At 53.1% G+C, this 23,241-nt stretch carries 27 protein-coding genes; 13 read left to right on the top strand and 14 right to left on the bottom strand.

Annotated elements, in window-relative coordinates:
- Positions 1 to 69: 69 nt before the first annotated feature.
- The 4 genes from EK22_RS05155 to EK22_RS05170 all read right to left on the bottom strand — a co-directional run bounded on the left by EK22_RS05155 (position 70) and on the right by EK22_RS05170 (position 2,551).
- Entirely contained in the window at positions 70 to 567 is a 498-nt protein-coding gene (locus tag EK22_RS05155; protein WP_036248712.1) for a TPM domain-containing protein, read from the bottom strand.
- Positions 557 to 1,480 (bottom strand): TPM domain-containing protein, encoded by a 924-nt coding sequence (locus EK22_RS25500; RefSeq protein ID WP_036248715.1) that lies wholly within the window; start codon positions 1,478 to 1,480, stop codon positions 557 to 559. The genes EK22_RS05155 and EK22_RS25500 overlap by 11 nt, the downstream gene beginning before the upstream one ends.
- Before the next feature lie 19 nt (positions 1,481 to 1,499).
- A complete protein-coding gene (locus EK22_RS05165) occupies positions 1,500 to 2,132 on the bottom strand; it encodes a LemA family protein (protein WP_027147015.1) in 633 nt (210 codons plus the stop codon).
- Between the two features lie 92 nt (positions 2,133 to 2,224).
- Complete coding sequence (locus EK22_RS05170) at positions 2,225 to 2,551, bottom strand: DUF1840 domain-containing protein (RefSeq protein ID WP_332248850.1); 327 nt, start codon at positions 2,549 to 2,551, stop codon at positions 2,225 to 2,227.
- A gap of 194 nt (positions 2,552 to 2,745) precedes the next feature.
- On the opposite strand from EK22_RS05170, the gene EK22_RS05175 reads away from it, so the two are divergent.
- Complete coding sequence (locus EK22_RS05175; RefSeq protein ID WP_036248718.1) at positions 2,746 to 3,114, top strand: DUF4870 family protein; 369 nt, start codon at positions 2,746 to 2,748, stop codon at positions 3,112 to 3,114.
- 9 nt (positions 3,115 to 3,123) lie between these two features.
- Here EK22_RS05175 and EK22_RS05180 read toward each other — a convergent pair whose 3' ends face one another.
- Complete coding sequence (locus tag EK22_RS05180; protein WP_020157779.1) at positions 3,124 to 3,588, bottom strand: CreA family protein; 465 nt, start codon at positions 3,586 to 3,588, stop codon at positions 3,124 to 3,126.
- Between the two features lie 233 nt (positions 3,589 to 3,821).
- On the opposite strand from EK22_RS05180, the gene EK22_RS05185 reads away from it, so the two are divergent.
- Positions 3,822 to 4,268 carry a PA2169 family four-helix-bundle protein gene (locus EK22_RS05185; protein WP_020157780.1) on the top strand — a complete coding sequence of 149 codons (447 nt, stop codon included), beginning with the start codon at positions 3,822 to 3,824 and terminating at the stop codon, positions 4,266 to 4,268.
- Between the two features lie 81 nt (positions 4,269 to 4,349).
- Here the strand turns inward: EK22_RS05185 and EK22_RS05190 are convergent, their stop codons facing one another.
- Entirely contained in the window at positions 4,350 to 5,297 is a 948-nt protein-coding gene (locus EK22_RS05190; RefSeq protein ID WP_235209223.1) for a radical SAM protein, read from the bottom strand.
- A 26-nt stretch (positions 5,298 to 5,323) separates the two neighbouring features.
- Positions 5,324 to 5,764 (bottom strand): DUF504 domain-containing protein, encoded by a 441-nt coding sequence (locus EK22_RS25185; RefSeq protein ID WP_235209224.1) that lies wholly within the window; start codon positions 5,762 to 5,764, stop codon positions 5,324 to 5,326.
- A 37-nt stretch (positions 5,765 to 5,801) separates the two neighbouring features.
- Here EK22_RS25185 and gdhA point away from each other — a divergent pair, with 37 nt between their 5' ends.
- From gdhA to EK22_RS05235, 8 genes are all read left to right on the top strand, one after another.
- Positions 5,802 to 7,145, top strand: a complete 1,344-nt coding sequence (gdhA, locus tag EK22_RS05200; protein WP_036248720.1) for an NADP-specific glutamate dehydrogenase — start codon at positions 5,802 to 5,804, stop codon at positions 7,143 to 7,145.
- Between the two features lie 444 nt (positions 7,146 to 7,589).
- Positions 7,590 to 9,152 (top strand): coiled-coil domain-containing protein, encoded by a 1,563-nt coding sequence (locus tag EK22_RS05205; protein ID WP_036248721.1) that lies wholly within the window; start codon positions 7,590 to 7,592, stop codon positions 9,150 to 9,152.
- Positions 9,153 to 9,260: 108 nt separating this feature from the next.
- Entirely contained in the window at positions 9,261 to 10,022 is a 762-nt protein-coding gene (locus EK22_RS05210; protein WP_036248725.1) for a glycerophosphodiester phosphodiesterase, read from the top strand.
- A 223-nt stretch (positions 10,023 to 10,245) separates the two neighbouring features.
- Positions 10,246 to 11,004 (top strand): DUF4410 domain-containing protein, encoded by a 759-nt coding sequence (locus tag EK22_RS05215; protein WP_036248728.1) that lies wholly within the window; start codon positions 10,246 to 10,248, stop codon positions 11,002 to 11,004.
- 335 nt (positions 11,005 to 11,339) lie between these two features.
- Positions 11,340 to 11,996, top strand: a complete 657-nt coding sequence (locus EK22_RS05220; RefSeq protein ID WP_036248731.1) for a pyridoxamine 5'-phosphate oxidase family protein — start codon at positions 11,340 to 11,342, stop codon at positions 11,994 to 11,996.
- 112 nt (positions 11,997 to 12,108) lie between these two features.
- Entirely contained in the window at positions 12,109 to 12,513 is a 405-nt protein-coding gene (locus EK22_RS05225) for a hypothetical protein (protein ID WP_036248733.1), read from the top strand.
- 137 nt (positions 12,514 to 12,650) lie between these two features.
- Positions 12,651 to 12,980, top strand: a complete 330-nt coding sequence (locus EK22_RS05230; RefSeq protein WP_036248735.1) for an ASCH domain-containing protein — start codon at positions 12,651 to 12,653, stop codon at positions 12,978 to 12,980.
- 176 nt (positions 12,981 to 13,156) lie between these two features.
- A complete protein-coding gene (locus EK22_RS05235) occupies positions 13,157 to 14,824 on the top strand; it encodes a L,D-transpeptidase family protein (RefSeq protein ID WP_161786377.1) in 1,668 nt (555 codons plus the stop codon).
- A gap of 21 nt (positions 14,825 to 14,845) precedes the next feature.
- Here EK22_RS05235 and EK22_RS05240 read toward each other — a convergent pair whose 3' ends face one another.
- Positions 14,846 to 15,361 (bottom strand): peptidoglycan L,D-endopeptidase MepK, encoded by a 516-nt coding sequence (locus EK22_RS05240; RefSeq protein WP_020157791.1) that lies wholly within the window; start codon positions 15,359 to 15,361, stop codon positions 14,846 to 14,848.
- A gap of 293 nt (positions 15,362 to 15,654) precedes the next feature.
- The gene (locus EK22_RS05245) at positions 15,655 to 16,350 is read right to left on the bottom strand and encodes a metal-dependent hydrolase (protein WP_036248739.1); all 696 of its coding nucleotides are present in this window, start codon (positions 16,348 to 16,350) and stop codon (positions 15,655 to 15,657) included.
- Between the two features lie 113 nt (positions 16,351 to 16,463).
- On the opposite strand from EK22_RS05245, the gene EK22_RS05250 reads away from it, so the two are divergent.
- Positions 16,464 to 16,871, top strand: coding sequence for a CoA-binding protein (locus EK22_RS05250; protein ID WP_081917772.1), 408 nt, complete (start codon positions 16,464 to 16,466; stop codon positions 16,869 to 16,871).
- 647 nt (positions 16,872 to 17,518) lie between these two features.
- Positions 17,519 to 17,671: a hypothetical protein gene (locus EK22_RS24885; RefSeq protein ID WP_020157794.1), complete on the top strand. Its 153-nt coding sequence runs from the start codon at positions 17,519 to 17,521 to the stop codon at positions 17,669 to 17,671.
- A gap of 110 nt (positions 17,672 to 17,781) precedes the next feature.
- Here EK22_RS24885 and EK22_RS05255 read toward each other — a convergent pair whose 3' ends face one another.
- The 4 genes from EK22_RS05255 to EK22_RS05270 form a co-directional block, all read right to left on the bottom strand.
- A complete protein-coding gene (locus tag EK22_RS05255) occupies positions 17,782 to 18,939 on the bottom strand; it encodes a methyltransferase (RefSeq protein WP_036248741.1) in 1,158 nt (385 codons plus the stop codon).
- A 40-nt stretch (positions 18,940 to 18,979) separates the two neighbouring features.
- Complete coding sequence (gene yeiP / locus EK22_RS05260) at positions 18,980 to 19,546, bottom strand: elongation factor P-like protein EfpL (protein ID WP_020157796.1); 567 nt, start codon at positions 19,544 to 19,546, stop codon at positions 18,980 to 18,982.
- A 243-nt stretch (positions 19,547 to 19,789) separates the two neighbouring features.
- Positions 19,790 to 20,098, bottom strand: coding sequence for a (2Fe-2S) ferredoxin domain-containing protein (locus tag EK22_RS05265; protein WP_020157798.1), 309 nt, complete (start codon positions 20,096 to 20,098; stop codon positions 19,790 to 19,792).
- A gap of 66 nt (positions 20,099 to 20,164) precedes the next feature.
- Positions 20,165 to 20,608 (bottom strand): ferritin-like domain-containing protein, encoded by a 444-nt coding sequence (locus tag EK22_RS05270; RefSeq protein WP_036248942.1) that lies wholly within the window; start codon positions 20,606 to 20,608, stop codon positions 20,165 to 20,167.
- Between the two features lie 138 nt (positions 20,609 to 20,746).
- On the opposite strand from EK22_RS05270, the gene EK22_RS05275 reads away from it, so the two are divergent.
- Positions 20,747 to 21,907: a PQQ-dependent sugar dehydrogenase gene (locus EK22_RS05275; protein WP_036248746.1), complete on the top strand. Its 1,161-nt coding sequence runs from the start codon at positions 20,747 to 20,749 to the stop codon at positions 21,905 to 21,907.
- Positions 21,908 to 21,941: 34 nt separating this feature from the next.
- On the opposite strand, the gene EK22_RS05280 is transcribed toward EK22_RS05275, so the two are convergent.
- Positions 21,942 to 23,237, bottom strand: coding sequence for a dicarboxylate/amino acid:cation symporter (locus EK22_RS05280; RefSeq protein ID WP_036248749.1), 1,296 nt, complete (start codon positions 23,235 to 23,237; stop codon positions 21,942 to 21,944).
- Positions 23,238 to 23,241 lie beyond the last annotated feature (4 nt).

Raw genomic sequence — 23,241 nt, forward strand, 5'->3', positions numbered from 1 at the left:
TCAGCCGCAAGAAATAAAACAACATACTTGCGGCATTCCTGCCGCACACAGGCCGAATTTTTCTGTTTTCTACAAATGAACCGGCCGATCAGGCAGTTCATTATCCTGATCGCCCTGCCCCGGATAATGCCGGGCCAGATGCCCGCTTACAGCCTTGATACCGCGGATAACGCCCGCTTCAAACTGCTTGTTCCTGAATGCCGATTCCATGTCCTGACAGATCGTTTCCCATCCCTGCGATCCCACGCAGCGATCTATGCCCCGGTCCGCAACGATTTCGACATCATGGTCCGCGAATAACAAATAAATCAGCACGCCGTTATTCTGGGCGGTATCCCAGACACGCAATTGAGAAAAGACATCAATGGCCCGCTCGCGCGCTGTCTGGTCTTTTAATAGCGCTTCCCAGTCCAGCGACGTTTCAACAGCGAAACGAATTTGCCCTTGATGGCCGGCTTCGGCCTGACCAATCGCGGCCTCAATGGCCTGCATGGCATGGGCCGGCAAAGCCCGCCTGACCATCCAGCGGTCAGTGCACAGATGCCTGATAATGCGCTTAAGGTTCATGGATTCTGTCTCTGTCAACCCGGACGACTTCGCCTAAAGCACCTGCTTTCCCGAGCCGCTTTCCATAATAAAAAACCCTGCCGCAGTCTCCGGCCAAAGCGATCCGCCAGTGACCTGACGCGCCGCCGCCGCCAAAGCCGCCACCGCCGCCACCGAATCCGCCGCCACGGCCACCGCCAAAACCGCCACCGCCGGGCCAATAGCCGCCGGTACGCATGCCACCCAGAGAAAACAGGAAGCCGAACAGACCCGCGATCACGGCGCCTAGCAAGGAGCCTACGATAATCCAGAACAAAATGCCCACCAGACCGCCCACGATAGATGCTCCCAGCAAGCGGCCGAAAATCATGCGCAGCACGCCGGCTCCGATCAAAACCACGAGAAATCCGACCGGCAGAAAGTCCTCGAAACCGGACCAGGACACATCCTTCTGTCTCGGCGGCGGCAAAGGTTCGCCGTCGATCAGGCGGATCAGGCGATTGACACCGGCTTCGATACCGCCGAAATAATCGTTGCGCTTAAAGTAGGGGATGATGATCTCGCTGATCACGCGCTTGGCCACGGCATCGGGAATGACGCCTTCCAGTCCGTACCCGACTTCGATACGCAGCGCCCGGTCCTCCTTCGCGACCAGCAGCAACACGCCGTCGTCCACACCTTCCCTGCCGAGCTGCCATGCTTCCACCACGCGCATGGCATATTGTTCAATGGCCTCCGGCTGTGTTGTCGGAATGATCAATACGGCGATCTGGCTGCCCTTGCGCGCCTCGAAATTCGTTAATACCTGCTCAAGCTTGCTTTGTTGCGCCGGAGAAAGCGTACCGGTCAAATCGGTGACCCGCGCCTGCAGGGCAGGAACCGGCACCTCGGCCACGGCAAAACCTGCCGCCAGCAAAAGCACGGCAATAATCATCAAGCGTGGCGCCACGACCTTAGTTTCCGCCGGCAGCAGGATCCGGCATACCCGGTGGTCTGGCGTTAAAATCGACTTTCGGCGGCGTAGTGATCTGCTGAGCATTTTCCACTATCAACGAAGGCTTGGTCTTATATCCGAACATCATCGCAGTTAGATTGGTCGGGAAAGAACGCACGGTCACATTGTATTCCCGTACGGCGTTAATATAACGATTACGCGCGACGGCAATGCGGTTTTCCGTGCCTTCCAGCTGCGCCTGCAAATCCCGGAACAGGCCGTCGGCTTTCAACTGCGGATAATTTTCGGCCACCGCCACCAGGCGCGTCAATGCGGCGGACAGTTCGCCCTGTGCGTCCTGAAATCGGGTAAAAGCCTCATTATCATTGATCAAATCGGGCGTCGCCTGGATTGAGCCGACTCTGGCCCTGGCTTCCGTGACCCGGGTCAATACTTCGCTTTCATGACTGGCATAGCCTTTTACCACATTGACCAGGTTCGGCACCAGATCGGCGCGCCGCTGATACTGGTTCAGCACCTCGCTCCAACTGGCGGCGATCTGCTCGTCCGTGGTCTGAAGCTCATTATAGCCACACCCCGATAGAGAAAAACCCATCAGCATGAGTCCTATTAAAAATACATGTTTGCGCATGGCATTCTCCATTTAATTTAATTTTCCGCTTAAACTGCTATGCGGCTTATGAGCGGCGTAGTGTATCGCCAAGGCAGGCTCGTCTCCGGTCGCTACATTTTTTGCCACATCACATAACTGTTGTCCCGCGCTGCGGCGGTAAACAATTCAATTAACGGCAAAGCCCGATGTTTAAGGCTGACAACCGGTTCATTGTCGTCGCCCCGGGCATTTTCAGGCATTTCGGCAGACGCCGCTTCCGCCTGAACCGCGTTTTTCAAACGATCAAGCGCCGCGGGAACTTCATCGATCGAAATGGCGCCGGGCACGGCTCCGCTGTGTCCCATCATTTTCAGTAACCGTTGCGCGATGTCGCCAAACAGAATGATATCAGCATGCGATCTAGTCATGAACTTTACCAACATACACATCTCCTCCATGAGCGAGACAAAGCTCGCCGAGGTTATATCAAATGTTAATTAATATCTTATTTTTTCAAACTATTCAGTGCGCTAGCAAACATAAGCAAATGTTTTCCTTATATTAACAAGGCCGCTCTTTTTGTTGGGATAGTCTTAAAAAATAGCTGTCCAAAGTTAAGAATAGATTAATGCAACCATTTTGGAGGTTGATCATGACTGACAATACTACTCAGACGGAACCTGAAAATAATGAAAAACTGAACAAATTAAAAACCATTACCGCGGTTGTCTATCTGTGTCAAGTATTGGCATTTGCGCTGGCGGGCCTGCCATTGCTGATAGGCGTCGTCATCAATCTGGTGAAACGGAAAGAAGTCGTGGGCACATGGCTGGAATCCCATTTCGACTGGCAAATCAAAACCGTCTGGGTCGCTTTAGCGTTATTCGCGCTCAGCGGGCTGACATTATTCATGGGCGGCGGTTACGTGCTGCTGTTGGCCGTATTATGGCTGGTTTATCGCATCGCTTTCGGTTGGTATGCTCTATATGCCAACAAACCCATTGGTGAAAATCTGCTGTAGCCGGCGACATTACTGGCCGCCCCACGGCATGATGGGTACGGTGGAGATACTGCTGGCAGGCGCGCCTTCGATCAGCTTGCGGCTGATGGCGAGATAAATCAGCGTGTTACGTTTGACATCAAACAGACGGGAAACGCGTGTTTCCTTGAAAAACAGCGAGGTACCTTCGGTGAAAGCGGTCTCCTCTTTCGGCAATTTGCCATTGATAATGATCGGGCCGACCTGTCGGCAGGCGATCGAAAACTGGGACGGGTCTTCGGCAACGCCGAACGTGCCGGCAATACCGCCGGTCTTGGCCTGGCTGATATGGCAAGTGACGCCCTGCACTTTGGGATCATCGAAAGCCTGCACGCACACCTTGTGGTTGGCGCCGATCAGTTTCCAGGCGGTGGTCACGCAACCGATGTCCTCGGCGTGTGCCGCGGGCATGCAAATACTGAAAAACAAGGCTCCGTATATCAATCTTTGTTTCATATCAAATCCTCTGGCTGGCTTTATCGTTAAACCGATTGTAACAGTAGCAATTCAAAGCCGGTAGCTTCGCCGGCTGAAAAAGCCCGGCCACGCGCCGGCACCCTTGCGCATTAACGGTTTGCCTGAACTTTCCCCGAGGCTGCCAAGTCGAATTGGTTGTTATCGAAAACATCACTCAAACTGACATATCCGGTAACACTCCCTGTAGAGAAATATTTCCGAGGAGTATTCCCATGACTAACGAAGAAACAATTTCCGTCCTTAACGATCTGATCGAAGTATCCAAAGACGGCGAGCGGGAATTCCACGATTGCGCGGAGGAAGTCACCGATCCGGAACTCTTGAATTTTTTCACTAAAACGTCTCAACGGTGCGCCGAAGGCGCCGCGATGCTGCAAGAAGAAGTACGCCGCCTGGGCGGCGAACCGGAAACCGAAGGCAGTTTTGCAGGCGCCGCTCATCGCGTTTGGGCAAATTTGAAGGCGGCAATAGCCGGCGTCGACAAAAGCTCAATACTGGAAGAATGCGAGCGCGGCGAACAGTATGCCGTGGAGGCTTATGAAAAAGCCTTGCAGGAAGACCTGCCTCCTGATATTCGCGAAATGGTCGAAATGCAACACCATGGCGTTGTAGCCAATATGGAGCGTGTGCATACGTTATTGGAAAGCCAGAGGCATTAACCCGCGTCTTCTCTTTAATTCGGAGGCGGCTGCGCCTGAAACACCCACTTTCGGCACCCGCCTCCATCGCCACGGCGGCCATCAACCGGACAGCCGGGCCAGGCCGAGCCGCCGGGCGATGTCCAGAGCCTCCCGATATTCCGCCGCGCTGACCGGGCGGGACAATTCCGGAATTTCGCCGGCTCGATAGCAAGGAAAATACTGAGCCATCAGATTGAGATAGGTATTCGTGGAAATCTCCCGGGCAATGAACGCCAGAACCTTTTCAGTCCCGGCCAACCCGTTCGGCAGGACCAGGTGCCGAACCAATAGGCCGCGGTAAGCCAGGCCATTCTCGCCCAACTGCAGATCACCGACCTGGCGGTGCATTTCCCTGACCGCTGCCCGGTTGACTTCCCAATAATCGCGCACATGGGAATAGCGGTGGGCTGTCACGGAGTCGCCGTATTTCATGTCCGGCATGTAGATATCGATGACGCCATCCAGCAAGGCGAGGGCCTCGGGACTGTCGTAGCCGCCGGTATTGTACACCAGAGGCAGCCTGAGCCCCTGGCGGGCCGCGATCAGCGTCGCTTCAAGAATCTGCGCCACCACATGGCTGGGGCTGACAAAATTAATGTTATGACAGCCTTGGGCTTGCAAATCCAGCATCATGGCCGCCAGTTCCTCCGTTATCGCCTGGTGTCCCGCCCTTTTCTGGCTGATCTGCCAGTTCTGGCAAAACTCGCAGCGCAGATTGCAGCCGCTGAAGAAAATCGTTCCCGAGCCGTTCCGGCCGCGCAGTACGTCTTCTTCGCCGTGATGGGCGCCGTAACTGTATACGACGGCATGCTCTCCGATCCGGCATACCGCGCCCTGCAGAGTCCGCAGGCGATCGACCCGACAATAGCGCGCGCAAAGATCGCAAGCTTGCAGATGCTGGCGGGCGATGCCGGCACGCCGCGCCAGTTCGCCGCTTTCAAGCAGGTTCAGATAGGCGGCGTGAAAGCCGTGATCTTTATGCGCTGGCTTCGTGGCCGGAGTTGTCAAATCGAAACGCTCCTTTATGTCGGAAGTCAATGACTCCGCTGCCAGATCAGTTTACCGTTGCGAAATACCTGCTTAATGCGATGCAGCGGCACAGTATGGGTCACGCCCTCAGCGTCATTCCATTCGAAAATGCCGCGGCTGTCTTTGGGAAACGTGATGTCGGCAAGCGCCTTCAGCACCAGCGCATGCGCGATGCGATCATAATAGCCGATCTGAAATCGCGCGCGGCCGAATTCCTCGTCCCAGCGTATGCGATTGAGCAGGTCTTGAATGGGCATCATGATCGAAAGCTTGGCATTATCATCATGGTTTTTCGACCAATATCCGGGCGGTTTGTGCAGCGCCTTCGGCAAGAAATTCCAGCGCCGGCCTGCCAAGCAAGCTGCGCCATGCGCTTTCGATTCCAGCGTCAATTTGCGGCCATCAATAATGGAAAAATTGAGACGCTTATGCGAAATGATTGTCATCCTTTTTACACGCGTACCAATTTGAGGCATGCAATTAATGAAATATAAAAGCTGCAATGAATTTCTGGCCCATGTGGCCCAACTGAATCCCGGCCAGCATGAATACCTGCAGGCAGTAACAGATGTGATGGAAAGCCTGTGGCCTTACATTGCGCGTTTTCCCAAATACGCCGAGCATGGCTTGCTGGACCGGCTGGTCGAACCTGAGCGCGTCATCATGTTCCGCGTCGCCTGGATTGATGACCATGGTTCCGTGCAAGTCAACCGCGGCTATCGCGTTCAGCACAGCCTGGCCATCGGCCCCTACAAGGGCGGACTGCGTTTCCACCCCTCGGTCAATTTGTCCATCCTGAAATTTTTAGCCTTTGAACAGACTTTCAAAAATGCGCTGACCACATTGCCCATGGGCGGCGGCAAAGGCGGCTCCGACTTCGACCCCAAAGGCAAAAGCCCCAATGAAGTCATGCGTTTCTGCCAGGCATTCATGACCGAACTGTTCCGCCACGTTGGCGCCGAAACTGACGTGCCTGCCGGCGATATTGGCGTGGGCGGGCGTGAAATCGGCTTCCTGTCCGGCATGATGAAGAAGCTGACCAACCGGGCCGACTGCGTGTTTACCGGCAAGGGCCTGAGCTTTGGCGGCTCCCTGATCCGGCCTGAAGCGACGGGCTACGGCACCGTGTATTTTGTCCAGGAGATGCTCAAACGAAAAGGCCTTTCGTTCGATGGCCTGCGCGTCAGCGTGTCGGGCTCCGGCAACGTGGCCCAGCACGCCGTGGAAAAAGCCATGGAACTGGGCGCCAAAGTTGTCACTGTCTCCGATTCCAGCGGAACTATCGTTGACAATGACGGTTTCACTCCTGAAAAACTGGCGGAGTTGAGGGACATTAAAAATCATCTCTATGGCCGCGTCAGCGACTATGCCCAACGCACGGGCAGCGAATTCCATGAAGGCACTCGCCCCTGGAATGTCCCTGTTGACGTGGCATTGCCCTGCGCCACGCAAAACGAGCTGGATATCGTGGATGCATCGACACTGATCAAAAACGGCGTACTCTGCGTGGCCGAAGGCGCCAATATGCCGACCACCACCGAAGCCGCCAGACTGTTTGAGGCCAATAAGGTGCTCTATGCGCCGGGCAAAGCGAGCAATGCCGGCGGCGTGGCCACTTCCGGCCTGGAAATGAGCCAGAATGCCATGCGCCTGTCGTGGACTCGCGAAGAAGTCGAGCAACGCCTGCGGGAAATCATGTGTGGCATTCATCAGGCCTGCGTGCAGTACGGTGAACGCGAAGACGGCAGTTTCAGTTATGTGGACGGCGCCAACGTCGCCGGCTTTGTCAAAGTAGCCGATGCCATGCTGGCGCAGGGCGTTCTGTAAGAATCAGCGACGGCGGTTTCGTGCCCGGACCGCAATAGCAGCCCTTCTCCACGGCGGGCAGCATGGGAATGAGTACCGGATTTCCCAGTGCAATAACAGGCTGGCGGATGCTCACCATCGATCAACGTGTGGAGTGGCTGACATCACCCTCACAGGTTCTAAAACAGCTTTTTTTAAATCATATTTACTCACCGTCAAGTCTCTATAACTGATGTTACGCAGACAATCGCCCTGCAAGTCGCGATGTATACCCAAAGGGCATAAAGGCATCGCTCCCACTATCTCGGTCTATAACCTGCTTCCCGCCGGCGCGGCGGCTGAAGGCAAACTGCGTCAGCCCGGCCGATGATCCATTAATGTCAGACTGGCGTTTGCTCTCCGTACAGGTTATCGTTTACGGTTATCATTTGTTCATTTCAATTATCTTGATCAAGGATCATTCCCATGCAAGCCTATTTACCGATTATTCAAGATCTGCTTACCCAATGGTATCAACTTACCCTTGATAATGCAGTATACGCCGCGGCTTTGGCGGTATCTGTCTGGTTACTGACGGCCTTGTTCTACAGAATACGGATTGGCTTAATAAACAGAAAAAATCGCGCCAGGGCGAAAGAAGCCCAGGATAACATCGATGCCGCGCAGCAGCAGACACAAAAGCTGCAAGAAGAATTAACCGCCAATACCGCGCGCATGGAAGAATCGGAGATCGCCGCCAACAAGGCGACTCAACGCGCGCTGGATCTGGAAAGACGCATCACCGAGCGCAACATGCAGTTGACCGACAGCCTTCAGGCTTTAACGGTCAGCTTCAACCTGGACAGGCAAGCCTTAGCGGCTGGCGATGATCTTGACGGGGAAGGCTTGTGGCGGCAATACAGCGCCGCCCTTGCGCAATTAACCGAACGCTTGCGCACCGAGCTGCAAACCAAAACCGACTTGCAGCAGGCCTGTCAGGCGGAAGCGGCCAAGCTGGCCGAAAAGGAAACGCTGCTTGAAGCGCTGCAGGCCCGCCTGAACGCCCAAAGCCAGCAACTTGTCCAACAGGAAGAGCACAACACCCTGCTGCAACAGCAAATCGCGGACAGCGCGCAAAAACAGCAGGCCGATCTGGCGCGCCTTGCGGAACTCGAGCAACTGGCGACTGAATGGGCGCAAACGAAAACGCAGCAATTGCAAATGGAAGAAACCATCCATGCGCAGAATATCCGTATCGAGCAATTGCAACAAGCCGGGCAAATTCAGGCAGCTGTTATCGAGCAGCAGCCACAGACTCCGACTGAACCTGAAAAGGTTGTGGCCGAAGAGCTTGCTGCATCCGTTGCAATGGAACAGCCCCCACAGGTGCCCGCCGAGCATCGTATCAACGATGTCAGCGATAAAATCAAACACATCTTTGGCGCCAGGCAGCAGGCAACGGAACAGAATGAAAAAACGGCCAATGCAGCGCCTGTCACCGACAACCCTGCCGAAGAGATCCGCCCTGCCCCGGCCGAAAACAGTATGGAAGCGATTCAGGCCCAACCCGCCAGCCCGGAACCGCAGCCGCAGCCGCAGCCGCTTGAGAATAAAGCCCCCAAGCTGGCCGGCAAAATCAAACAGATGTTTGACAGTGCCCGGCAACAGATAGCGAAATTTGATGAAAAAATGGCCGGCGAGACAACCACTGCCGATAAAACGGCCGAAAGGTCCCGATCTGCCGCAATAGAAGCAGATAACAGCGGCATTCAGCCTGAACCATCAGGCACGGAGCAGCAGCCATCCGCTGCCGTCAGCAAACAATCCGATAGCGTAACCGGAAAAATCCGCAACCTGCTCGGCACCCGCAAGTCGCCTCGGGCCGCTATACAAACCGCGCCGGCGGAACAGGATGAGCCGGCCATTCTGTCCATGCAGGAATCGGTGCAACCGTTGGCTGACCACGAGCTTGATAGCATTGCCGGAACAGGCAAAAAAATTCCAACCCGGCTCAAAAGCCTGCTGCGCAAATTCCAGCCCAATGCCTAAACGTTAAAGGAAGCCAATTCCTGTTTCCGGCCTGTTCGCGAGTGGTCAAAATCACGCCTTGAATATTTTGACCACTCGCTTTCCAGGCCCATGCCCCGCCCTCGTCATATGGCAAAAGCAAACAAACCCATAGCTTTACCTGTCACCGTTAAACGTCCATTCCGGATCATCGCCCATCGCGGCGCGTCCGCCTATGCACCCGAAAACACAATGGCCGCTTTTAAGCTGGCCACGGACATGGGCGTCACAGACATCGAACTCGACGTTCAGCTGTCATCGGACGGCGAGGCGGTGATATGCCATGATTTATCGTTGACCCGCTATGGGATTACCGGCTATGTCGAAGCCATGAGCTGGCCGGAACTATCGCAACTGGATATGGGGTCCTGGTTCTCGCCCTACCTGTTTCAGGGCGAAAAGTTGTTAAGGCTACAGGACCTGTTCAAGGAATATGACGCCGAACTCACCTATCATATAGAGCTAAAAGGTACTGCTCCACAACTCCCACATCAAGTCTGCCGCGTTATCGAGGCTTATAATTTACGCGACCACATCGTCATCACCTGTTTTTCATATGAAATCCTGATGCAAGTCAGGGCCATTGCACCTTATTTGCGTTTAGGCTGGCTGGTGCGGGACATCGATAAGAAGGTGCTTGTCAAAGCCAAAGCGCTTGAATTATTTCAGCTTTGTCCTCGGGCAGACCGGCTCACACAACAAGCCGTCCGCCTTGCCCATTCAATCGTGCCGGAAGTCAGAGCCTGGGGCATCAACGGAAAACGCGAGGACGTTTTGGCATTGATTCAAAAGACCATCGCTGCCGATTGCGATGGCATTACGGTTAATTGGCCTGACTGGATTTCGCATTGATGCCAGCGTGAGCGCCACCCTTCTTTTGTACAAAATCGCGCGTCAATCGCAGTCCATGAACAGTTGCTGAAAGCTGGCGCTACACCCGGCCAGAAGCGATCCATTGGTCACCGTGCATGACACCCGGCCGCCCTCTAGTTCATGGATTTTTGAACGGATCTATACTATGCTTAAAGACTGCTTATAGCCTTACACTTAAATATTTAATTAACGGGATAATGCTATGGTAATCCGCGATTCCAGTGTGTACCTTATCGGCCTGATGGTTTGTATGGCATTGAATACGGGCTGTCAGAGCCGCGGCACCGACTCCCGTAGTCTGCTGGGCGCTGTTGAAATCCGTGATGAGCAGATCAAGGACACCAGGCCAGCCGACCTGCCCGGCACGGTTTATGTCAGCGATTTTACCCTTGAGGCGCAACGCATCGAAGGCGATCACGGCATTTTGCCCGAAAGGCGTTTAGGGCCGATCGAACAGCGATTGCCGAACCCGCTGTCGCCGGCCGATCCTGAAGCACGGACCAGGGAAATTGTTGATACCATGAGCCGGAGCCTGGTCAAGCGCCTTAGGGATAAAGGCTTCGCTGCCCGGCGGCTGTCCGGCCCACAGGCGACTATGCCGCGCGACGGCTGGCTGCTGCAGGGCATTTTTACCGAAGTTGATGAAGGCAACCGTATAAAACGTGCCGTGATCGGCTTTGGCCGCGGCGCAACGCGCATGAACGTCCAGGTCGGCGTCAGCGATCTGACCAGCGCAGAGCCACAAACGCCTTTTATCGTCTTCGGCACCATCAAGGATCCCCAAAAAACGCCGGGCGCTGTCGCAACCGTAACCCCCTATGTCGCCGCCGCCAAATTCGTTATGGAAAAAAATGCGACGCAAAAGGATATCGAGGCAACCGCCGGGCAGATTGTCGACGAGATTCTGAACTATACGCATAAATTCAGGGAACAGACCGGAACGAACAAGCCGGCCGAATAAGCTGACCTGGTATTCGTCCGCTATAACCGCTCATTAGCGCGCTGCCTGGAGCGACTCCGAACTTCCTTGGAACGCCGGATTGCAGTCAGCACAAGTTTTCAAACCATGGCAGCAGGCGTAGAAGCGATAGCCAGTCAGACATCTTGCAAATGCTCGAGCGGATCTGTTTGTTTGCAGCCCGGGAGCCACGTGGATACAACCGGCTTTACACGCTAAAAAGCCGCCATTCCTGTACGCTAGAGCGCTTCAGGCGCTCTGTTCGATGCCTAATTTATTGCAATTCATGGGCTAGCGCCTTACTCTATGCCGCAATTACTTCATTTCCCGGAGGCATAATGAGCAGCATATACGGAGACCAGCACCTGGCCATGCAGGATGCTTTCGACACTCGCAGCCTGGCTGACAGTGTCGGCCAGATCATTGTCCAGTCAGAAATTGCCGATGACCATAAGCACTTTATCGAAACCCGTGACATGTTCTTCCTGACCACGATCGATCACCGTGGCTACCCTACCTGCTCCTACAAGGGGGGCGCACCGGGATTTGTAAAAGTCGTCGACAACAAGACCCTGGCTTTCCCCAGCTACGACGGCAATGGCATGTTTCTGTCCACGGGCAATATTACCGCCAACAACAAAGTCGGCTTGCTATTCATCGACTTTGAAATGCCGCATCGCGTACGCGCTCACGGGACGGCATCTATCGATCGCAACGACCCATTACTCGGCGAGATTCAAGGCGCGGAAATGATCGTACGGGTCACGATTACCGAGATTTTTGTCAATTGCCCGCGCTATATCCACAAGTATCAGCGCGTGCAGACCTCCCGATACGCTCCTCAGGACGGCCAGCCAACTCCGCCGCCGCAATGGAAGCGCATCGATGCGTTACAGGAAGCCCTGCCGGAACGGGATAAAAATATCGCGGAACAACTGGGCGGCACGATTACCCCGGAAGAATACACCGCCCTGCTCATGAAAGGAGAAGCCTGAGATATAATTTCGGCCATCTTTCCGACAGGAACTTTTGATTTCCGCACATCTTCTAATTTTTTGTAAGTTTGATGTTTAAACCAATCCGCTAATAATACCAAGGTGACTATCAATGAAACATCTTAATCAACTCACGATTGCTTTTTCCCTGTTGCTTTCTTTCAGCATGGCCGGTTTCGCCGGCGAGTCCACGTCCTCACCCGAATCCAAAGGCATGAACAGAATGGGTGGCGGTATGGGCGGTATGAGCGGTATGGGAGGCATGGGCGGTGGTATGGGAGGCATGACCGAAGAGCAAAAAGAACAGCATATGCGTGCCATGCAGGAGCATATGTTGCGTATCCATGATCTTTCCAATCAGATTCTGGCAGAGAAAGATCCCGCAAAAAAAGAAGAACTGAAAAAACAACAACTGGATATGCTAAAAGCGCATCATAGTCAAAAGATGGAGCATCGCCAGCAAGGGAAAAAGGAACGTCAAAAAATGGTGCAACCGGGATCAAAAAGCGATCAATAACGTTATCGAAGGCGGCCTATACGCCGCCGGGCGATATCACAGCCATTGACTTCCATGCCTAAAACCTGCTTCTAACTATTTCTCATTATCGTCAGGTTGAGTTATCGTATGACTCTTTTTACGCAAAGGATTACCTGATGAATAATTATCCTGAAAAAACTTGCCAAATTGACCGCCTCGTTTGCCATCCCAAATTGGTTGCCGCCGCCTTGAGCGGACAAAAAACGCAGCAACGCCGGAACGGAGTCTACGGTTACCCGGGAGAGACCTTTGAACTGGAAGGCACGACATTTACCGTTACCGCTCTGGAACAACAAAGCCTGGGCGATATGACTGATGCCGATGCGAAAGCGGAAGGCTACCCGAATCTCGATGCCTATAAGGAATTGATCCTGAGAATGCACGCCGGCATGACCTGGAACAATGACAGCCAGGTCTGGGTCCATTTCTTTAAACGCAACGATTAAGTCGGCAGTCGGCATTCCATATTTATATGCAACTCAATAGCGATAACCGAACCGACTGAACCTTGTGCCCAATCTTAATGGAGTTTGTCATATAAATGTCATTATGCATGATTCATAAAGCCAATTTGAGCGTTTATAGAAAATGGATAGCCATTATTTGGCTTATCGGGGGGCTGATGGCAGCCCCTTTGTCGCATTCGGCTGAATACCCGGCCGATGTCACTCTGGTCGAAGTCATCAACTCCCTGATGACTTCAAATCGGCACCCTTACCTGCCGCATGACGACATTTATGACCAGCACGAGGACATTCAGGCACTGTACCAGTTGAACCGTTACCAATTTGTCTGGTTAAACGAAGATGATTCCAACCGCCAGGTGGAGGATGTGCTAGCGCTGCTGGCAAGCGCGGAAAAAAACGGCCTGAACGCGCAAAACTACGACAGCGACCATCTCGCCCGGAAATGGCTGCAAATCAAGACCGGTCAGGAAGAATCGCCGCAGGCGCGAGCGCTATACGATACGGCATTGAATATTGCCCTGCTGCGTTATCTTTCCGATCTGCATTACGGTCAGATCAAGACTCAAAATGTCAAACTGGCCGACGACATAATCCTGGAACCGATCAATCTTGTCCGCCTGATTGTAGAAGCCGCCGCGGAAAAAAAACCGTCTGAACTCGTTGCCCGGGTTGAGCCTGTCATGCCTGTCTACCGGCATTTAAAACAAGCTTTATCCAGGTACCGCCAACTGGCCCAAATGCACGATACTCCTCGGTTCGCCTTCTCAAGAACCTTGCGTCCGGGCGACCATGACCCGCAAATGGAACCGTTACGCCGGTTTCTGACGACTTTAGGCGATATGCCTCAGCCAGAGGAAACCGATGCCGAGACCCAAAGCGAAGCCACTCTTTATGACGCCGCCCTGGTCGAAGGCGTAAAAAATTTTCAGTCAAGGCACGGCCTGGGAAGTGACGGTGTGATAGGCAAAAAAACAGTGGCCGCGCTCAATGTTCCTCTCGCCGACCGAATCTGGCAAATCGAATTGTCCATGGAACGCTTTCGCTGGTTGCCCAGGCTAAAAGAGGGATCGCTGATTATCGTCAATATTCCCGCTTTTCAGTTATGGGCGTATGATTCGATCGCTGAAGAAACCGAGCCGCCGTTGAACATGAAGGTGATCGTCGGCAAATCAATAAACAAGCAGACGCCCGTGTTCATGGCCAACATGTACTTTCTTCAGTTCAGGCCCTACTGGAACGTGCCGCAAAGCATCGTCAGGGAAGAACTGCTGCCCAAACTGCGCCGGAACCCGTCTTATCTAGCCGGCCAGAACATGGAACTGGTCAACCGCTTCGGCCCGAATGCAACCGTGCTGCCGGTTAACGATGAGACGATGACTCTTTTGAGCCGTGGCCGCGCGAAAATCCGTCAGCTTCCGGGTCGCCTGAACGCGCTAGGCAGCGTGAAGTTCATGTTCCCAAACGCTTACAATGTCTATCTGCACGACACGCCTACCCCCAACCTGTTTAAACGCACAAGACGGGACTTCAGCCATGGATGCGTTCGGGTCGAAGACCCTGAAGCGTTAGCTGAATTCGTGCTGAAATCGAAACAAGGCTGGGACCGGCAAAAAATCCGCAACGCAATGCGCCGGGAGAACCCCAAGCATGTCTCGCTGGAAAAACCGATCCCGGTGATTATGTTCTACACCACGGCAATGGCCACTGCTGACCAGGTGCTATTTTTCGATGATATATACAATCTCGATAATCCCTTGCTTCAGGCCCTGTCGAGACCGCTGCAGAAGAAAGCCCCCGATACCGTCACCAGCCAGGCAGAATGAAACAGGCGCCAAACCCAGACGTTACCAGGTTCTGAACCGGCCTGTATCGAGATGTACGAAATTTGAGTTCCGGTAATAGCCTACGCCGCCGGCATGCATGGCGATAGCGGCGTTGCGCAAGCGTTTGGTATTAAACCTTTCAATGCGAATATCGATAGCCCGCCCCTGCATATGCAGGCTTTTAGTGGCAACGCCATCGCTCTGATCATGCAACAGCGCGTTCGTATAGGGCGAACGGTAACCGGAAATGATCTGGAACGGTTTATTTATACCCAGCATGACTCGCAGGTTATAAAGCTGATCCAGTAGCGCCGTGTCAATGTCGTATACATCGTCGGTTCTGTGATCCCGCAGCAGATAATTTACTTCCTGCAGCGCATCTGAAAGATACCGGCCTTTTTCGAAATAGGTTAATGCTAAGCTTTCGCCGGTATGGGTGTTTAAAAAAGCCAGCTTTCGGGCGGATTGATAAGGTCTTTTTACTGAAGCCTCAGTGAGACCGGGAAAACCTGCCGCTAATGACCCACAGGCTAACATCTGTAAAAATCTTCGCCGGTTAATTTGACTCTGAATTTTATCGATAGTTGACATATTATTTACTGATTCCTCTTGTGCGGACCGGTTATTACCGGACTGAGTAGCCCTGATCCGCTAACGGCATTTCAAACCAAAATTGCCGGGGGTTGCTATAAAAAGCGGTTCATTCTAGTGCATTTGGCTCTTATCTGAAAATCAAGCCTCAACCCGAACCGCTATTTTTTAGGCATCATAAGGCAATAAGTTATTATTTATCAGTATATTTACAATTAAAAATTAAAGACATTTATATTTTACTGGCAGAGCTTCGCTTGCGACAGATACTGATCCCAATGCGCCGCCTGCCATACCTTCAACAAAGGCGTCGGTGGCGGTGCAAGCCAATAAAGCGCTATCGTGCAAACTGTCATTAGCGCAGAAGCCGGAATATTTCTATAGCTGAATAATTTCAATGCCGTGCCAAACGATTTTTTCATCCTGGTATTTGATAAATCGACGCTATACAACTCATCCAGCAACAAATGCACAACAAAGCCGATGGCCACAAACAAACCATTCAACCATGCATGCAAGATATCCCATTGCAGGAAATAAAAACTGATACAGGTCATTAAACAGGCGAAAAATACAGCTGCCAATAATGAGTGAAACACACCGCGATGCTCGGTAAAACTGTTAAACAGATTAAACAGCCCATAGCGTATCCCTACATAAGTAGCCGTGGCTCCCAGCAATAGCGACTGTTGCGCATAGCTGTTCCTAAATATCACCCATACGGCGGTCACGCCCAGCAAGGCCAGTGCATTAAACAACAGCTTGACCGGTTTGGAATTATTGGCGTCGATATCCGGCAACATGCCCCCGATGGTCCCTAAAAAGATAAGCCAGGGCGCATCGGCGCCATCAATCAGCCGCGCGTCAACGGCAACCAGCGCCGCAACGCTGCTGACGGCGGCGGCGATGGATACGTGGGCTTTAAAATTCGCCATACTGAACAATCATCTCCTGAAGTCAGAACAAAAAGGCGCATATGAGATCACATGTCTAGATACATAGCAAATTGGCTAATATTCCCGTAACCCTGACTTTTTTTGGAAAGCTTATGCCTGAGGATCTGATTTCGCTACTGGAACACCCCGAGACGACGGTCGCCATTGTTGGCGCCACGGATAATACCGCCAAATTCGGCAATATCATTTACAAGGACTTAAAACGTAAAGGCTTCCGTTTGTTTCCGGTCAACCCGCATAGGAAGATAGTAGAGCAAGACCAAGCCTATCCGTCATTGGCGGAAATACCCCAGAAACCGACGATCGTCGACTTTGTGGTCCCGCCGGCAGTCACCCTCGCATCGCTAAGGCAATGCCTCGACTTGGGGTTGATGAATGTCTGGCTGCAGCCGGGAACCACCAGCCCGGCAGTAATGGACTTCCTGCAACAAAACAACTTCAATTATCTAACCGCCTGCATTATGGTGAAAACCCGTTTTATCGCACGAAATAAAACTTGACAAACTGTTGTCAAAGTTAGTTTTCCCACAGCAGGCGCTTGGGCATTGCTCGTTTCCAAGCACGTCTTTTATCGAGCGTTTTTAACCCGCCACATCGCCCTTCTGGGTTTGTTATCCATTTGATAAATAAAGATAATAAACCAAACTCCGTACAACTGTTCAAAAGCTGGGCAATTTAACAAAAAGACTTTAAAAGTGGCAGGTTAGCGGATTTATTTTCAAGTTATTAACAGAGTTATCCACAGAAAATGTGGATAACTTCATGATCTTCGATTTATATTTTTTTTCAATTAACCGCAGCCCAACAGCATTCCATCTAACGAATCAATTGATTTAACGTTGCCCTATTACAACAGCGACTGCTTGTAAAATGGCACCTGTCGCCTGTTCACGGACGCTGGTCTTGCGTGATTTTTACCGGAGAGCGGTTATCGCCGGTTTCGGCTCCTGGTCCAAAATGGGCAGTCTTTGCTTTTTTGTTGACTGAATCAAATGTATCTTGAAAAGCTACAGCTTGACCCCCATGATTATTTCAAAATAAGAAACTATTAATCAATAATTATCACTGTTGTAAACAAATAAGCGCATGTGTATAGTATGCCTCAATTCCTTTTTTCTTATTTTCCATTTACTAACGGGTCTTCAAAATGACTGATTTTCAAAGAGATATTTTAATCGGGTTGATGTTTATCACTGGCATTTTTGTGTTTATTTCAGGCGAGTTTATCGTCTCGACTGTTCTGTTTGCAGCAGCGGCTATTTTTAGTAATATATTCTTCAATCGCAGACTGCACGGCTAATTTTTTACCATCTCCTGGTATTGCACACCAAACAGTGACGATTGATTGTCCTGTTTGCCCCTCATACTCCCAATGCCCTTTTGCACTGGGAGTTTTTTTTGCCCGGGGAATTAGTGCCTTTTGGCGCGTGCTCGCAGGATCACAAATTTTGAATTGGCAGCGACGACCGAACAGGCCTCGAAAAGACGCCTAAGCGCCACATGATAGCCCAGATGGCGATTGCCGATCACCCATAACTCCCCGCCTGTCCGCAGTATCCTGTGGGCGTGTTTAAACATACTGGTGGCGATCTGATCACCTACGGCATGCTGCTGATGAAAAGGCGGATTGCAAAGAATCAAGTCGGCCGAATCCGGCTCAAACTCCGTCAGGCCATCGCCGACGCGGAATATTGCCTGCCGCTCCACCCCTAGCGCGCGGCTAAAATTCTCCCTGGCGGAAGCCACGGCCATGAAAGACTCATCGACAAAATGAACGATCGCCCGCGGATTGCGTACCGCCGCCATCAAACCCACTACACCATTGCCGCAGCCCAGATCGACAATATCGCGCACTTCGGGGTTGACGGGCAGATGCTGAAGAAAAAAACGCGTACCGATATCGAGACTGTCGCGCGAGAACACATTGGCGTGATTAGTGATCAGGTAATCGGTACCCTCAAGCCGATAGCGGACCGGATAAGGATTGGCCGGCACCTTCCGTTTCGGATCAGGCTCAGCGAAAATCAGGCGCGCCTTTTTACGCGCTAGAGATGTGGTCGTCGGCCCGACCAGGCGCTCCAGTATTTTCCAGACTGAAGCCGGCATGGCCTTAATCATGCCGCCGACGATAATCCGCGTCGATGCCTGCAAATGCGGTTGCAGGCGCAGCAACTGATCTTCCAGTAAAGCCAATGTCTTTGGCACTTTGATCAGAACCAGGTCAGAAGCGCCGTCCGGTGCCTCCAGGCTGTTCAGCAGTCTGACGCTGTCCTCGTTCAGGCCGTTGCCGGCCAGATTCATGCGCGTCGCCTGCTGCGACAGATAGGAGTCGGAGATCGCCTGCGGCCTAAAACCGCTCAGCGCCACAGCTAGAGCGCCAAATGTGTCATTCAGGATTAATATCCGTGCACCGGCCGGCAGATTCCCGTCTTCGGCCAGATAATCGAGCAGGTATTCATCGGCCGCATCCCAGGCGCGCAGCAACTCACGTGCGCGCAACGGCAGGCGATCCAGTTTAAACTCGCCCTGAGGTACGGTTAAAAGATTGTCCAAGCCAGACCCCGCCATAAGGACGGCCGAGCGGCCGCCCTGTTGATAGTTTAAAGTGTTAAGCGCGCGACATGAACTTGCCGGTCGCGGTATTGATCCTGATCAGCTCATCGGTTTCCAGGTATTCAGGCACCTGAACTTCCAGACCGGTGGTCAGGCGCGCCGGCTTGGTACGGCCTGTCGCTGTCGCGCCTTTGATACCGGGCGCCGTTTCCACAATCCCGAGCACGACGGAGCCCGGCAGTTCGATGGCCAGCAAGGCATCGTCTATCAGCAAAGCCACGATGCCTTCGAGCCCTTCGGTCAGATATTCCTTCTGCCCCTCCAGATCATCCCCACTGATGCTGTACTGGCTGTAATCTTCCATATCCATGAAGATGTAATTGTCGCCATCGACATAGGAAAACTGCACTTTGGCGCGCACGCAGTCGGCATCCTTGAAAAAATCGTCGCCCTTTAAGGACTCGTCCAGCTTTTGCCCTGTCTTGAGATTGTTAAAACGGACTTTATACAACGTCGATGCCCCGCGAGACGACGGGCTTCTGACTTCAACCTGCTTGACCACATGCGGAACGCCGTTTATCTCGACGACCATGCCTTTCTTTAACTCACTGGCCTTTGCCACACAACTCTCCTTACGATAATCCCTGCCGCCATGTGACAAGGTTTTGGATTAATGATTAACGCCAGCGCAACCGATAACGTCGGCGGCTGTTTTGAGCCGGCCATTATATCGCGGAAATTCCGCCGAAAGCAGCCCGCTGACCGGAGAACGGACAGGATCAACATTCATCATCATGGAAGCTGAGACGAGCCCCTCAAGGTTTGCGCTTTTACGGCCGGACCGGGGACGGGGGCCGTCATGCGCCTAGATTTTCAAACGCTCGACAATCCGCCCATGCCGCAGATGCTCCTCGATAATTTCGTCGATATCGTCTTTATCGTGATAGGTGTACCAAACCCCTTCCGGATAAACCGCCATTACCGGCCCCTCGCTGCAGCGGTCCATGCAACCGGCGTTGTTGATGCGGCACTTTCCAGGGCCGTTCAGATGCAATTTTTTAACCTGCTCCTTGGCGTAATCGCGCACAATCTTGGCGCCATGGTTCGCGCAACAGGCGCTGCCGTTTTCGCGTTGGTGGGTACAGAAGAATACGTGGTATTTGTAATAGCTCATGGAAATTCACTTCATAATCTTTTGGCCGGCCATTTTATCGCGGCCCGGGCATTTACACAGCTTTCTTTACTGGCCGGGTTTCCTGAGCATCTTGCGTACTTCGCCCAGATGCGTTTCCTCCTGTGCGATCAGGCGCCGGGCATAGTCCTCCAGCATCACGTTGCGGTCTTTCACCAGTTGCAGAAGATCATAATAAGCCGTCAAAGCCTGCATTTCATGCTCCAGCGACTCCCTGAGAATATCGCCGATATCATGACGGTGCGTTTCCAGCAACGGGCCGATGCCTAGGGAAGGATGACCGCCCAGATGCGTGATCAATTCGCCTGCTTCGTTGGCATGGGTCAAGGATTCGGTTGCCTGGCCGCGCATCCACGAAATGATGGGGATGCGGTTGTAGCCATAGATCATCAAGGCATAGTGCGTATAACACACCACGCCGGCCAATTCGATTTCCAGGACTTTATTGAGCACGCTAACCACTGCGTCATTATCGATTCCGATGTCAGTCATGAGAGCCTCCAATAAAAAATTGACGAACGCTTTATTCATTTGAAAAGAAACTTCCTGATTGGTGCCCGTTCAAAAGTCAAAAAATGCTGACTTAACAGATTCACGAAAAAACTTTCGATATTCGACAGGTTATCTCCCATGCATACTTTTCTTTGGGCATTGGCGCGTATTTTTATTATAGGCGGCATTTTAGGGTTCCTGATGTCCCGCTGGTTCGGCATTAACACGCCTTTGATGAAGAAAAATCCGCCTTCCGAGGAAATGTTAAACGCGCGCATACACCTGCCGCCGGGCTTTTCGATTTCGGTCTATGCGAAAGATTTACCCGATGTCCGCATGTTGCGTTTTACCGAAGCGGGCGATCTGCTGGCGAGCCTGCCAAATGAAGGCCGGATCGTCTTGCTTGAGCGGGATGCCGACAATGACGGCGCGCCGGACGGCAGAAGCGATCTGGTGACCGGACTGAACCGGCCGCATGGCATGGATTATTATCAGGGCCGATTGTATGTTGCCGAAACCGATGCAATCGGCCGTATTGCCTTCAATCCCAAAACGCGCAAGACAAAAGGCGAGTACGAGCAGGTCGTCACCGGCATCCCGGGCGGCAGCAACCACTGGACCCGCACGTTACGCTTCGGCCCGGATGGCCTGATGTATGTTTCGGTCGGATCGAGCTGCAATGTCTGCGAGGAAAAAAACCCGAAACGGGCGGCCATGCTGCGCTATACCCCGGATGGCGGTCAGGACGAACTGTTTGCCACAGGGTTGCGCAATACGGTCGGCTTTGACTGGCATCCCGATACCCATGAACTGTTCGGCGTCGATAACGGCCGGGATTTTCTGGGCGATGATTTTCCGCCCGAAGAACTTAACCGGATCGAGCAAGGCAAATTTTACGGCTGGCCTTATGCCAACGGCAATAAAATCCCTGATCCCGATCTGGGCGCCGGCCATGAGGAACAAATCCGCAACAGCCTGCCCCCCGTCCACGAATTCGCCGCCCATACCGCGCCTCTTGGAATGACTTTCCTGCGCAATAAAAATTTGCCGCCGGAATTCAAAAATTCGGCCCTGGTGGCACTGCACGGTTCCTGGAACCGCACCGAGAAAACCGGCTATAAGGTCGTATCGCTGCATTTCGGGCCCAAGGGCACGATTACGGAGCGCGACTTTATCAGCGGCTTTGAGTTTCAGGGCGATGTCATAGCCCGGCCTGTCGATGTTGCCGAAGGACCGGACGGCGCCATTTATATCTCGGATGATTTTACCGGCAGCATCTATCGGGTTTCTCGGCCTTGAGAATACAGCTGTAGCAATGTAATCGGCTGTCGGGTCAAGCCTCCGGCAACTCTGCCGCCTCACCAGCCCCGTTAAGCGCTGCATCAAGCTGCCGCTCGTCCAGTTCGTTTTCCCATTTGGCGGCAACTACGGTCGCGACGCCGTTGCCGACGAGATTGGTCAGCGCGCGTGCCTCGGACATAAAACGGTCTATGCCGAGAATCAGTGCCAGTCCCGCCAGCGGAATGGTCGGGATGGCCGAAAGCGTCGCGGCCAGGATGATAAAACCGCTGCCGGTCACGCCCGATGCGCCTTTCGAGGTCAGCAGCAGAACGCCGAGTATGGTCAATTCCTGGGTCAGCGTCAGCGGCGTATTGGTGGCCTGCGCGACGAAGATCGCGGCCATGGTCAGGTAAATGGATGTGCCGTCCAGGTTGAACGAGTACCCGGTCGGAATCACCAGCCCCACCACCGATTTCGAGCAGCCCAGTTTCTCCATTTTCAGCATGATGCGCGGCAGTACCGATTCCGAGGAAGACGTGCCCAGCACGATCAGCAGTTCTTCCTTGATATAGCGGATGAACTTCAGGATGCTGAATCCCGTCAATCGCGCGATCAGCCCCAGCACGATAAAAACAAACAGCAGGCAGGTCAGATAAAAGCTGCCCATCAATTTCGCCAGCGGCGCCAGCGAGGCGATGCCATATTTGCCGATGGTAAAGGCCATGGCGCCGAAAGCGCCGATCGGCGCCAGCTTCATGATCGTCGCCACGATGCCGAACAGCACCTGCGAAATCTTGTCGATGAACACCGTGACGTCTTCGCCCAGCTTTCCCAACGCCGCCAGGGAGAAACCGAATAATAATGCAAACAGCAGCACCTGCAGGATGTTGCCCTTGGCGAAGGCATCAACGACACTGGTGGGAATGATGTTGAGCAGAAATTCCACCGCGCCCCCCGATTTCGCCGCCGTGGTATAGGCGGACAGGCTTCTCGCATCGAGCGTACTGGCGTCGATATTCATGCCCGCGCCGGGCTCGATGACATGCACGACAACCAGCCCGATAGCCAGCGCCAATGTACTGACGACTTCGAAATAAACCAGCGCCCTGATGCCGACGCGCCCGACCTTGTTCATATCGCGCATGCCGGCGATACCCGTGACCACGGTGCAGAAAATGATCGGTGTGATGATCATCTTGATCAGCTTGATAAAGCCGTCGCCTAGAGGCTTCATGGCGACGCCGGTTTCAGGAAGGAAATGGCCAAGTAAAATAGCCAGGACGATAGCCGTCAGTACTTGAAAATAAAGCTGTTGATAGATTTTTGTCCGGGGGGGTGCCGCTTGCATGAAT

The sequence above is a fragment of the Methylobacter sp. BBA5.1 genome, from assembly GCF_000746145.1.
GTDB classification, from domain to species: domain Bacteria; phylum Pseudomonadota; class Gammaproteobacteria; order Methylococcales; family Methylomonadaceae; genus Methylobacter; species Methylobacter marinus.